The organism is Agromyces rhizosphaerae (assembly GCF_027925245.1).
In the GTDB taxonomy this organism is placed as follows: domain Bacteria; phylum Actinomycetota; class Actinomycetes; order Actinomycetales; family Microbacteriaceae; genus Agromyces; species Agromyces rhizosphaerae.
The window spans coordinates 1,592,767-1,604,963 of the sequence record NZ_BSDP01000001.1; the positions used below are offsets into that span (position 1 = coordinate 1,592,767).

Consider the following 12,197-nt stretch of genomic DNA (forward strand, 5'->3'; position numbering starts at 1 on the left):
ACCCCCATGGACATCATCGGCACCATACTCTGGCCCATCAAGTGGGCCATCGAGCTCATCCTGGTCGGGTTCCACAGCCTGTTCACGTTCTTCGGCATGGATGCCGATGCGGGCCTCACCTGGGTGCTCTCGATCGTCGGCCTCGTGGTCGTCGTGCGTGCCGCGCTGATTCCGGTGTTCGTCCGGCAGATCAAGAACCAGCGGCGCATGCTCGAGGTGGCGCCGCACCTGAAGAAGATCCAGGACAAGTACAAGGGCAAGAAGGACCAGTTCTCGCGCGAGGCGATGTCGCGCGAGACGATGGAGCTCTACAAGCGCACCGGCACGAACCCGCTGTCGTCGTGCCTCCCGCTCCTGCTGCAGATGCCGATCTTCTTCGGCCTCTTCTCCGTGCTGAACGACGCGGCCCGGAACGACGCGGCGGGCGTCGGCCTGCTCAACCAGGACCTCGCCGACTCGCTGAACCAGGCCGAGCTGTTCGGCGCCCCGCTGAGCTCGACCTTCATCGAAGCGCTGAACGCCGGCGGACCGTGGCAGACGATGGTGATCGCCGTCGTCATGATCGTGCTGATGACCGCCTCGCAGTTCATCACGCAGCTCCAGATCGTCTCGAAGAACATGTCGCCCGAGACCAAGGCGAGCCCGATGTTCCGCCAGCAGCGCATCCTGCTCTACCTGCTCCCCCTCGTCTTCGCGGTGTCCGGCGTCGCGTTCCCCATCGGCGTGATGTTCTACTGGCTCACCTCGAACTTCTGGACCATGGGCCAGCAGTTCCTCGTGATCCGCAACATGCCGACGCCCGGCAGTGAAGCCGCCAAGGCGCGCGAGGCGCGTCTCGCGCGGCGTGGGAAGCTCCCCGCTTCGGATGACGCGAGCCCGACCCCCGAGGTCGAGGCCCCGAAGCCGACGCAGCGGCAGCAGCCGATCAGCAAGGCGCGGTCGAAGAAGAAGCCTGGAAACCGGAAGTAGGACCATGACCGACGTGCAGCACGAACAGCCCCAGGCGGAGCCGTTCGCCGACGAGGGTGAGATCGCGGCGGACTACATCGAGGAGCTCCTCGACATCTGCGACATCGACGGTGACATCGACATCGACGTGACCGACCAGCGGGCGATGGTCTCGGTGACGGCGAGCGAGGGCTCCAACCTCTCACTGCTGTCCAAGCCTGATGTCGTCGCATCGCTCCAGGAGCTCGCACGGCTCGCGGTGCAGTCGAAGACCGGCGGCTTCTCCCGCATGATCCTCGACATCGGCGGTTCCCGCGATCAGCGCAAGGCCGAGCTGTCGCAGCTGGTGTCCCGCGCCATCGAGCGGATCGAGGCGGGTTCGGCCGACGCCGCGCTGCCGGCGATGTCGTCGTACGAGCGCAAGATCGTGCACGACCTCGTGGCCGAGCGTGGCTTCCACTCCGAGTCCAGCGGTGAGGGCAAGGATCGCCACACCGTGATCACCCGGGCCTGAGCGTTTCACGCGAAACGATGACCCTCGAGATCGAGCCGGCAGATGCCGCGGTCGTCTTCGGCGATCGCCTCGATGCCGTGCGTGCGTTCACCCGCAACCTCGCCGATCGCGGCGAGGAACTCGGGCTCATCGGACCGCTGGAACTCCCCCGGCTCTGGTCTCGACACATCGTGAACAGCGGGCTCGTCGCGCCGCTGCTGCGGCCTGGTCGTGTGGGCGACGTGGGAAGCGGGGCGGGCCTCCCGGGGTTGGTGCTCGCACTCGCCAGGCCGGATGTCGACTTCGTGCTGATCGAGCCGATGGAGCGCCGGGTCGCCTGGCTGCGTGATCAGGTGTCTGCGCTCGGCCTGCGCAACGTCGAAGTCGTTCGAGCTCGCGCCGAGGAGTCGAAGCTCGAGGGGACGCTCGACCAGGTCACCGCCCGTGCCGTGAGCGCGCTCCGCACCCTCATTCCGGTCACCGCTCCCCTGCTGCGCGACGGCGGGGAGCTGGTGCTGATGAAGGGTGCGAACGCGCCGAAGGAGATCGAGGCGGCCGCCAAGCAGATCCGTCGTTTCGGACTGAGCGATGTCGAGGTCCTGCTGCTCGGTGAGGGCGTGGTGGCGGAGCCCACTCGCGTCGTCCGCGCTCGTCGCGGCTGAGGATGCGCCCACGGCGTGATTCGTCGCCGGGTGCCGACCGATGGACCGCTGGTGCATGCGGCGACCACCGTTCCTCCGACCCTCGGGTCGCGTGACTGAAGAGCTGCACCCGGTCCGAGTCGTGAGTCAGTGTGCTCGTGGACTGTGCCGACGTCGACGGGACCGTCTGGTTCCCGTGTGTTTCACGTGAAACGCAACACGTGGAGTCGTCATTCGCGGGAGTGTACGGCGGTGGGTGGCGAGTGGCGTGCGGGACTCCCCCGTCGTTCGTGAGGAGTGCGTGTCGCCGGCGCCCGGTGTGCATGCGGCCTCGCGGTGATGACGGGACCGGAGCACCCGGCCCCAGGGGTCTGCTGGTCTGCACGAGCGACGGCGACGCAGTCCGCCCGCGCGCGCGTGGAGATTCCATGCTCGTGCCCGGGCGGTCGGACGAGTTCCGTGCAGGTGGGCCGTGCCGGACGTGCCCACCCGGCGAACCGCGCTTGGCGAGTGCACACCTCGGTCCAGGTCGCCCCTCGTGTCGCATCGTCGCGCGAGGGTACGCTGTTCCACTCAGTCATCCCGGCCGCTCCAAGGGCACCTCGGATGGCGTGATACCCAGCTGGCCCGGAGTCGTAGTATCGCGGGATGCGTGATCTGCTCTGGGACGGCTACGTGAACTGCCGAGACCTCGGTGATCTGCCCACGCCCGCCTCCTCGACCGGGTACACCGCACGACACCGGGTGGCTCGTGGGCCCCGCCGGGAGCGTCTCACTGCCCGGGGATGGGACCAGGCGCGGATGTGGGGGCTCCGAACGGTCGTCGACCTGCGCGCCGAGTGCGAGGTCGGACCCCGTGACGGTGATCCGTCGGTGGACGAGACGGTCGTCTCGGCGACGGTGTTGCGCACACCGACCGAGGATCAGTCCGATCCGGAGTTCATGCGCCGCTGTCTCCCGATCCTCGACTCCCCCGAGTACTGGGAGCACAACTGGGAGCTGCAGCCAGAACTGGTGGGAGCGGCGATCTCGGCGATCGCCTCGTCCGGGCCCGGAACGCTGATCCACTGCAGCGCGGGCCGTGACCGAACGGGGATGGTCTCGGCCCTGCTGCTCGGCAACGCGGAGGTCGCGCCGGAGGCGGTCGTCGATGACTACGCCGCGTCCGTGCACGCGATGGCGTCCACGCCGTCGCACGCAGCACAGCCGATGTCCGGTTGGACCGGGGCGAGGATCGCGGGCTGGGTTCAGGAGCGCGCACCGATCGTGCATGCGACAGCGGCCGACGCTCCTGCGATCCTTGCTCGACTCGGCGTCGATCCGGATACGCGCGAGAGCCTGCGCCACCTGCTCCTTCCCTGAGGCCGATGCCTCCGCTCTCGATGCGAGGTCCGAAGACGCCGAGCGTGATCCAGCCGGACCAGCGCGTCAGGGCGCGGGTCGCGCTTCCGGGTTGGCCCGCCCGCCGGTGATGGACAAGGAATCCCGAGGTAGTGCCCCGGGATACCGGCAGAGGTCGACGGCGGTGCCGGCGGTGAAAAGGCCGTCTGGGCACGTGTGTGTGGGAGCAGGCGACTGCTCCCGGCAACGGGAGATGGACTCGATGCAGCCTGGGTCAAGCACCGAAGTTCGCACGTCGCCGCTGCCGTCGATCGCGGGTCCGTCGGGGCCCGATCGGGAGGGCGGTGGATGGGCGAATGCGTGGGATGTGATCGAGCGGGTGCTCGTGGGGATCCGTCGCCGCGCCGATCCCGTACTCGATCGCATCGTCGGCCGCGAGGTTCGGGCCGTGCGTGGACCGGCCATCGGCCGATCCGGCCACTGTGCGACGGCGACGCGGCCGCCGACGACTGCGTGACCCCCGTGTGCCGGTGGGGTCGGCGCGGGTACGCCGTCGCTCCTGAGCCCGCGAGGGTCGTGCGCCGTGAGCGTCAGGACGCGAGGGTGTGCTCATGCTGCGCCAGGGCGTCGACCCGTGGGTGGAAGCGCGGTCGGAGGCACCACGGGTTGAGCCACACCGCCAGTTGGACGTGCCCGCCGTGATCGCCGACACCGCGCAGTGCCGCGGCTCGTGACGAGTCCCGGTGGGACGTTCGCTGTGAACGGTACGTGGGAGGCTGCTGTAACCACGGCAGGGGACTTCTCCGCGCGCGGACGCGCGCTGCTGTCACGGGGAGGTGGGGTGACACGCCGGCACAGCGAACCGCTCACCGCGATCGCCGGGTACCCACGGGCTGCGACGCGGCGGGTGACGTTTCACGTGAAACGGTCGCCGACAATGCCGTCCCGGGCTTCGCGGTGATGGTGCCCGCCGTGCGCGCTCCGTCCTACCGTTGTGCTGCCGACGTGGATGCTCCCGCGAATGTGCCTGTGCGAGGGCCGTGCGCTTCGCGTGCTGCACACGCGCTCCGAACCACAGCCCCTCGAGCTGGTCGGGATCCAGGTCCCGGCGTGCGCGTGTACTCGTCCGCCGCCGAGTCCTCCGACGGCACGGGGATGCCCTCACGTCGTGCGTCATCGCGCTGCACCGGATGCTGACGCGAGCGCAGACCCCGCCGCGTCCGGCGTCCGGTCCACCCCGAGTCCCGACCGGTCGAGCACGCGGTCGCGACCGTGCTCCTCGCAGATGGGCTCCACCCATGCCATTCGCACGGATGGCACGCCGATGGTCCGGGCGATGCTGCGCTGCCCGGACTCCCAGTCACACCGATCCCCGTGGTGATGCGGTGCGTCGGCCTCCCCGGCAGAATCGGTCGCGCTCATTCGGGAGAGCAGACGAGGACCGGTGGCCCGGATGAGACTGGCCAGGCGCCGATGCGGTGGCGCCGACTCGGAGGCTCCGGGGACCTCTCGGCCTCGACACTCACCCGAGGGACGACTGACTTCGTGCCGTGATGGGCAGCGCGCACACCGCCAAGCGCGTAGACGGGGCTGCTCCCCCGATCAGGACCGTGTGGTTCCCTGAGCCGCCGCGAGAGGTCCTCCCGCATGGGTGGGCGGTGGGGTCGACCGCTGCACGGCCCGCATGAGTCGGAGACTGCGTTCCTCGCTGCCGCGGCGCGCGGCGGCAGCAGGTCTCGGGGTGTCCCGGTTTCCGATGTTTCACGTGAAACGCACGACGGGTGGCTACATGACCGAGCGCGTCGCTGCTGGGCTACCCACCGGACGTCTCCTGGCGAAGTCGAGGGAACCTGGACTCGACCGCGCGCTCGATCGCTCGACCGCCCGTCGTTTCCGTGGCCCGGAAGAAGAGACCGCTCCGTTCCACGTGAAACATTCGGCGATCTGTCCCGAATGTTGTGGATCTCCGACCCTCCACACCGCGGATCCCAAAGGAGTTTCGGAGACAGGCGAAATCGATCGGCGGACCCGTGAACCGGCGGTTAGTCTGTGTGCCTAGCAGCGTCACGTCAGTGCTCACCACAGACGGGGTAGGAGTGAGAATGGCACAGGGTTCCGGTCGGGGTTGGTTCCGCAGGCGGCAGAGCGGGTCGGTGGAACCGGACGCGAGTCCCGCCACCTCGGATGCGGCGCCCAGCAACGTGCCGCCGCCGCCCGCCCCGTCGTTCTCCTCCGCAGAGGCCAGCCAGAGCTCGCCGCACCAGGCGGCCGCATCCGTTGCCGTCGCCGACGATGAACGCCCCGAGGCCGTGGATACCCCGGCGGTCACCGCCGCGGACGACTACGCGCGCTACGCGCCCTCCCCACCGCAGACGGAGCCAGCGCCCGAGGCCGCCACGCAGCCCCCCGTCTCGGCGACCAGCGTGGAATCGGGCGACGCTGAGGACCTCGGTGCCGCCGACACGGTGCCCGATACCGACGGCGCGGTCACGCAGGCGGACGCCGCCGCCGACTCCGATCGTCCCGCCGAGATCGACGGCGATGCGGCCGCCGAGTCGCCTCCGGCGGATGTCTCCACGGGCGCAGGGCCTGCGGAGTCGGGTGGTCCTTCCGAAGAGGTAGCATCGGATGCTGGCGCGACGGACCCGACCGTCGCGGCCACTCCCCCGTCGTCCGAGCTCCCCACCCGGCGCGTGATCGATTGGGATGCAGCTACGGCAGCCGCACTGCACGAGGAACCGCTGCCGACGTTGCACGACAACTACCCTGCCCGACCGCCCGAGACCGGAGCCGAGATCAGCACGAACGACCTGACGCAGCGCATCCTCGCTGCGCGAGCCGAACAGCCGTCGACCGTTTCACGTGGAACATCGGCGGGCGCCCCCCTCGCAGAGCAGCTCGCGGAGGAGACGCGCCGTCGTGCCGCACTCGAGTCCCAGGTGCTGCCGAAGCCGGATCGAACTCGCGTCATCACCATCTCGAACCAGAAGGGCGGCGTGGGCAAGACCACCACCGCGGTGAACATCGCCGCGGCGCTCGCCCGCACGGGATCCCGGGTACTGGTCGTCGATTTGGACCCCCAGGGCAACGCATCGACCGCACTGGGAGTCGAGCACCAGCCGGGAACCGCCAGCGTCTACGACGCACTCGTGAACGATGCGTCGCTCGAGGAGGTCGTGCAGCAGACGACCGAGCACGACAATCTCCAGTGCGTCCCGGCGACGATCGACCTCGCCGGCGCGGAGATCGAGCTCGTCTCGCTCGTCGCCCGCGAGCAGCGCCTCCAGCGCGCACTTCAGGCGTTCCTCGGGTCCGTCGACGACCACTACGACTACGTCTTCATCGATTGCCCGCCGTCGCTCGGACTCCTCACGATCAACGCGTTCGTCGCGGCGAGCGAGGTGCTCATCCCCATCCAGTGCGAGTACTACGCCCTCGAGGGGCTCTCGCAGCTGCTGCGGAACATCGAGCTCATCGAGCGTCACCTCAACCCCGCGCTCCGGGTCTCGACCATCCTGCTGACGATGTACGACTCGCGGACGAACCTCGCACAGCAGGTCGCACAGGACGTGCGCGACCACTTCCCCACCCAGGTCCTGAGCACGATCATCCCGCGCTCGGTGCGCGTCTCCGAGGCTCCGAGCTACGGCCAGAGCGTCATCGCGTACGACTACTCGTCGACGGGATCGCTCTCGTATCGTGAAGCGGCAGCAGAGATGGCTGTCCGCGGGGCACCCGTCATCGAGAGGGCGAACTAGTGGCCACGAAGCGTACCGGGCTCGGCCGCGGCATCGGCGCCCTGATCCCCACCGGTGACGACGCACCCCGCGAGCAGCGTCCCGTCGATGTCTTCTTCCCCGGTGAGGCACAGGCCACCACCGGACCCGCTTCTGTGGATCAGTCGGTTCCGGCGACGGACGGGCTCGTCTCGGTTCCCGGCGCACGGCTCGTGCAGCTTGATCCGAGCAGCATCGTGCCGAACGCGAGTCAGCCGCGCAGCGTCTTCGACCCGGACGACCTGGCCGAACTCGTGCACAGCGTTCGCGAGTTCGGCGTGCTCCAGCCGATCGTCGTGCGTCCGCATCCGGACACCCCGGGCACCTACGAACTGGTCATGGGTGAACGTCGACTCCGCGCGACCAAGGAGGCCGGGCTCGACACGATCCCGGCGGTGGTCAAGGACACGGCGAATGACGCGATGCTCCGCGACGCGCTGCTCGAGAACCTCCACCGCTCCGAGCTGAACCCCCTCGAGGAGGCGTCGGCGTACCAGCAGCTGCTGGCTGACTTCGGCATCACCCAGGAGGAGCTCGCCAGCCGGATCGGTCGCTCGCGTCCGCAGATCTCCAACACGCTCCGGCTGCTGAAGCTGCCGGAGCAGGTCCAGGTTCGCGTCGCCTCCGGGGTGCTCTCGGCCGGGCACGCCCGTGCCATCCTCTCGGTGGGTGATCCCGAGGGGATGGAACGTCTCGCGGAGAAGATCGTCAACGAGGACCTCTCGGTCCGTGCCGCCGAGGCCGCGGCGTCGACGTCGCCGAAGCCGTCCCGGGCCAAGCCGTCCGCGGGCCGCCGCCAGCACTACCTCGACGAGGTCGCCGGCCGGCTGGGTGACCGGCTGAACACCCGCGTGAAGGTGTCGCTCGGTGCACGAAAAGGCCAGATCAGCATAGATTTCGCGACCATCCAGGATCTCAACAGGATTCTCGCGGAACTCGGCGACGACGACGGGTTCAGCGCGAACGGCTGACCGAGTGCGGCTGTCGCGCGTCGCCCGTGAGTGGCCTCCACCGCGCGGCAGCCGGAGCGCGTGAGACCGGTGCTCCGTGAGCCCGGGGCCGGTGGACCCGGCTCGACTCAGTCGGTCCCGTCGGCCATCGCCTTCCGCGCGAGATCGGCGTAGACCGTTCCCGGGCGCAGCCCGGCCGCATCGATGGCCTGCGGGAGCAGCGACGTCTCGGTGAGACCGGGCAGCACGTTCGCCTCGAGGAACCACGGGGTGCCGGCCTCGTCGACGATGAAGTCGACGCGCGAGATGTGCCGCAGGCCGAGCACGGCGTGGGCGGCGAGGCCAGCATCGGCCACCGTCGCCGCGAGGGACTCCTCGAGCCGTGCGGGCGTATAGAACACCGTCTCCCCCGCGTTGTACCGCGCCTCGAAGCTGTAGTCGCCCGAGATCGGCTCGATCTCGACGAGCGGCAGGGCCACCGGGCCGTCGCCGGTGTCGACCACGCTCACCGACACCTCGGTGCCGATGATGCGACGCTCGATGATCGCCAGTTCCGAGTACGTGAACGCGTCGACGAGCGCCCGCGGCAGCGAGCCGCGCTCGTCGACGAGGGAGACACCCTGGGCGGAGCCGCCCGACGCGGGCTTGACGACCACGGGAGTGGCGAGCCGGTGCAGTACCGCGTCGAGCACGCTCGATGCCCCGAGTTCCCGGAACGCATCGCGCGTGACGGTGATCCAGTCCGGGGTCGCGACGCCCGCCGCCTGCACGACGGTCTTCGCGACCGGCTTCTGCCAGGCGAGTCCGGATGCGTTCGACCGGGCACCCACGTACGGCAGCCCGAGCGCGTCGAGCAGCCCGCGAAGCGCGCCGTCCTCACCGCTCGCGCCATGCAGGGCGGGCCACACCACGTCGGGACGGTGCTCGGCGAGGAACGGCAGCAGGGTGGCATCCGGCTCTCGCAGGGTCACGCGGTGTCCCTCCGAGGCGAGTCCGTCGGCGACCCTCCGGCCCGAGCGCAGCGAGACGTCGCGTTCGTGGGAGATGCCGCCGGCGAGGACGACGATGTCGAGTGCGGGTGCGTCGGGCATGGTCGTGTGGTTCTCCCGTCGGGTCAGGCGAGGTTGGATGGCGGGGTCGAGGTGCGGCGCACGCGATCGTCGAACTGCAGCGAGCCGGTGCCGGCGAAGGTGGTGAGCAGGTCGAGCTCGCCGCCGACGACGTTCGCGAGTCGTCGGACTCCGAGCCGGATGCTCTCGGGGGTCGGATAGCAGAACGACAGCCGGATGTTGTGGCGACCGCCCCCGTCGTCGAAGAACGCGGTACCGGGCGTGTAGGCGACGAGCTCACGCACGGCGCGGGGCAGCATCGCCTTGGAGTCGAGTTCCGGCGGCAGGTCGAGCCAGACGAAGAAGCCGCCGTTGGGATTGGTCCAGCTCAGCTCGGGCAGGTGGTCCTCGAGTGCCTCGAGCATCGCCTCCTTCCGCTCGCGGTAGAGCCCGCGGAAGGTGTCGATCTGCGTGCGCCAGTCGACCTGCTCGAGGTACTCGGCGATCACGAGCTGGCTGAAGACGCTCGGCGAGAGGATCGCCGACTCGTTCGCGAGGATCAGCTTCTCGCGGATGGCGTGCGGTGCGAGCGCCCACCCGACCCTGAACCCGGGAGCCAGCGTCTTGGAGAAGGACCCGAGGTAGATCACGCCGTCCTCGTCGAGCGAACGGATCGCATCCGGCGCGGGCCGGTCGAACCAGAGCAGGCCGTACGGGTTGTCCTCGACGACGAGGATCTCGTTCGCACGGCAGATCTGAAGCACCTCGGCGCGACGCTCGGCGGACATCGTGACGCCCGACGGGTTCTGGAAGTTCGGGATCGTGTACAGCAGCTTGATCCGTCGTCCCTCGGCGGTGAGCCGATCGATCGTCTCCTGCAGCGCCGCGGGGACGAGCCCGTGCTCGTCCACGGCCATATGCACGGTCTCCGCCTCGTACGAACGGAAGACTCCCAGCGCGCCGACGTAGCTCGGCGCCTCCGCCAGCACCACGTCGCCCGGGTCGAGGAACAGCTTGGCCACCAGGTCGAGCGCCTGCTGCGAACCCGTGGTGACCACGAGGTTGTCGAGCGTCGCCTCGATTCCCTCGATGGCCATGATCTCGAGGATGTGCTCGCGGATCGACTCGGTGCCCTGGCCGGATCCGTACTGCAGCGCGACGGGTCCGCGTTCGCGCATCACGCGTTCGAGCGAACCCATGACGAACTCGTCGGGCAGTGCCGACACGAACGGCATGCCGCCGGCGAGTGAGACGACCTCGGGGCGCGAGGCCACGGCGAAGAGCGCGCGCACCTCCGAGGCGCTGAGCCCGGCGGCTCGGGCCGCGTAGTGGTGGTACCACGGGTCCAGGTTGTTGCCGGTGCGCTTCGGGAGGCCCTCGGGAGTCACAGTCTCGTCTTCCATTCCTACTCGTCGAGTTCATCGTATTCGGGCGTGGTGGCCGGATGACACGGCCGATCCGGCGCCGGTGGCCCGCGCCGGTGCCGAGACGCGAACGACCCGCCCGGTCGGTGCCGGGCGGGTCGTGGGTTCGCGAACGGGCCGGCTACGCGATGTAGGCGGCGAGGTCGGCCTCGAGCACGGGCTTCGGCTTGGCGCCGATGACGGTCTTCACGACCTCGCCCTGCTGGAACACCTTCATCGCGGGGATGGAGGTGATCTGGTACTTCATCGCCAGCTCGGGGTTCTCGTCGACGTTGAGCTTGACGATGTCGAGCTTCTCGGCGTGCTCGGTGGCGATCTGGTCGAGGATCGGGCTGACGGCACGGCACGGACCGCACCACTCCGCCCAGAAGTCGACCATGACGGTCTTCTCGTTGTTGATGACCTCCTGCTCGAAGCTGGACTGGTCGACCGAACGTGCAGTCATGGGGGAACTCCTCAGATGGTGAAGAACGGCGGGCGGATGCCTCGCCGAGGTCAGTTGGCGACGGCGAACGCCGTCTCGGGGTCGGACTCGCCCGCCGCATCGGCGCGTGCGGCGAGGTAGTGCTCGGCGTCGAGCGCCGCCACGGTGCCGGAGCCGGCCGCGGTGACCGCCTGGCGGTAGGTGGGGTCGAGCACGTCACCGGCGGCGAACACGCCGGGGACCGACGTCTTCGACGAGCGGCCCTGCACCGCGACGGTGCCCTCGGTGGTGAGGTCGAGCTGGCCGTGCACCAGGTGGACGCGCGGGTCGTTGCCGATCGCGACGAAGAGGCCCTGCAGGGGCAGCTCGCGCTCGTCGCCCGACACGGTGTCGCGAAGGGTCACGCCGGTCACGGCGTCGGTGCCCTGGATCGCGGCGATCTCCGCGTTCCAGATGAACTCGATCTTCGGGTCGTCGAAGGCACGCTGCTGCATGATCTTCGACGCGCGCAGCTCCTCGCGGCGGTGGATGATGTACACCTTCGAGGCGAAGCGGGTGAGGAAGGTCGCCTCCTCCATCGCCGAGTCGCCGCCGCCGACCACGGCGATCTCCTTCTCCTTGAAGAAGAAGCCGTCGCAGGTCGCGCACCACGAGAGTCCGTGACCGGAGAGTCGGTCCTCCTCGGGGAGGCCGAGCTTGCGGTACGCGGAACCCGTCGCGTAGATGACGGTGCGCGCCTCGTGCACGTCGCCGGTTCCCAGCGTCACGCGCTTGACGTCGCCGTCGAGCTCGAGCTTCACGACGTCGTCGTAGACGACCTCGGTGCCGAACCGCTCGGCCTGGGCCTGCATCTTGCCCATCAGCTCCGGGCCCATGATGCCCTCGGGGAAGCCCGGGAAGTTCTCGACCTCGGTCGTGTTCATGAGCTCGCCGCCCACCTCGACCGAGCTGGCGACCAGCATCGGCTTCAGTTCCGCACGCGCGGCGTAGATCGCCGCGGTGAATCCGGCTGGGCCGGAGCCGATGATGATGACGTCGCGCACTCGTTGCTCCTCGGTTCGCTGCTCATGGTGCTGCGGCCCGATCTGAGCCGCTCCACCGTCAACACGGTGTCGGTACAGGGTATTCCGTGCGGCTGTACGGACGGTGAA

General features: G+C 69.2%; 10 protein-coding genes. 6 read left to right on the plus strand and 4 right to left on the minus strand.

Annotated elements, in window-relative coordinates:
- Positions 1-6: 6 nt before the first annotated feature.
- The 6 genes from yidC to QMG39_RS07495 all read left to right on the plus strand — a co-directional run bounded on the left by yidC (position 7) and on the right by QMG39_RS07495 (position 8,170).
- The gene (yidC, locus tag QMG39_RS07470) at positions 7-969 is read left to right on the plus strand and encodes a membrane protein insertase YidC (RefSeq protein WP_281883622.1); all 963 of its coding nucleotides are present in this window, start codon (positions 7-9) and stop codon (positions 967-969) included.
- 4 nt (positions 970-973) lie between these two features.
- Positions 974-1,462, plus strand: a complete 489-nt coding sequence (locus QMG39_RS07475; RefSeq protein ID WP_281883624.1) for a Jag family protein — start codon at positions 974-976, stop codon at positions 1,460-1,462.
- 17 nt (positions 1,463-1,479) lie between these two features.
- A complete protein-coding gene (gene rsmG, locus QMG39_RS07480; RefSeq protein WP_281883626.1) occupies positions 1,480-2,103 on the plus strand; it encodes a 16S rRNA (guanine(527)-N(7))-methyltransferase RsmG in 624 nt (207 codons plus the stop codon).
- A 627-nt stretch (positions 2,104-2,730) separates the two neighbouring features.
- Complete coding sequence (locus QMG39_RS07485) at positions 2,731-3,444, plus strand: tyrosine-protein phosphatase (protein WP_281883628.1); 714 nt, start codon at positions 2,731-2,733, stop codon at positions 3,442-3,444.
- A 2,801-nt stretch (positions 3,445-6,245) separates the two neighbouring features.
- Positions 6,246-7,181 (plus strand): ParA family protein, encoded by a 936-nt coding sequence (locus tag QMG39_RS07490; RefSeq protein WP_281887202.1) that lies wholly within the window; start codon positions 6,246-6,248, stop codon positions 7,179-7,181.
- Positions 7,181-8,170, plus strand: coding sequence for a ParB/RepB/Spo0J family partition protein (locus QMG39_RS07495; RefSeq protein ID WP_281883630.1), 990 nt, complete (start codon positions 7,181-7,183; stop codon positions 8,168-8,170). Before QMG39_RS07490 ends, QMG39_RS07495 begins: the two co-directional genes overlap by 1 nt.
- A gap of 107 nt (positions 8,171-8,277) precedes the next feature.
- Here the strand turns inward: QMG39_RS07495 and QMG39_RS07500 are convergent, their stop codons facing one another.
- From QMG39_RS07500 to trxB, 4 genes are all read right to left on the minus strand, one after another.
- The gene (locus tag QMG39_RS07500) at positions 8,278-9,240 is read right to left on the minus strand and encodes a D-alanine--D-alanine ligase family protein (protein WP_281883632.1); all 963 of its coding nucleotides are present in this window, start codon (positions 9,238-9,240) and stop codon (positions 8,278-8,280) included.
- 23 nt (positions 9,241-9,263) lie between these two features.
- A complete protein-coding gene (locus QMG39_RS07505) occupies positions 9,264-10,601 on the minus strand; it encodes an aminotransferase-like domain-containing protein (protein WP_373878314.1) in 1,338 nt (445 codons plus the stop codon).
- Between the two features lie 142 nt (positions 10,602-10,743).
- The gene (trxA, locus tag QMG39_RS07510) at positions 10,744-11,067 is read right to left on the minus strand and encodes a thioredoxin (RefSeq protein ID WP_281883634.1); all 324 of its coding nucleotides are present in this window, start codon (positions 11,065-11,067) and stop codon (positions 10,744-10,746) included.
- Positions 11,068-11,117: 50 nt separating this feature from the next.
- Positions 11,118-12,089: a thioredoxin-disulfide reductase gene (gene trxB / locus QMG39_RS07515; protein WP_281883636.1), complete on the minus strand. Its 972-nt coding sequence runs from the start codon at positions 12,087-12,089 to the stop codon at positions 11,118-11,120.
- Between the last annotated feature and the right edge of the window lie 108 nt (positions 12,090-12,197).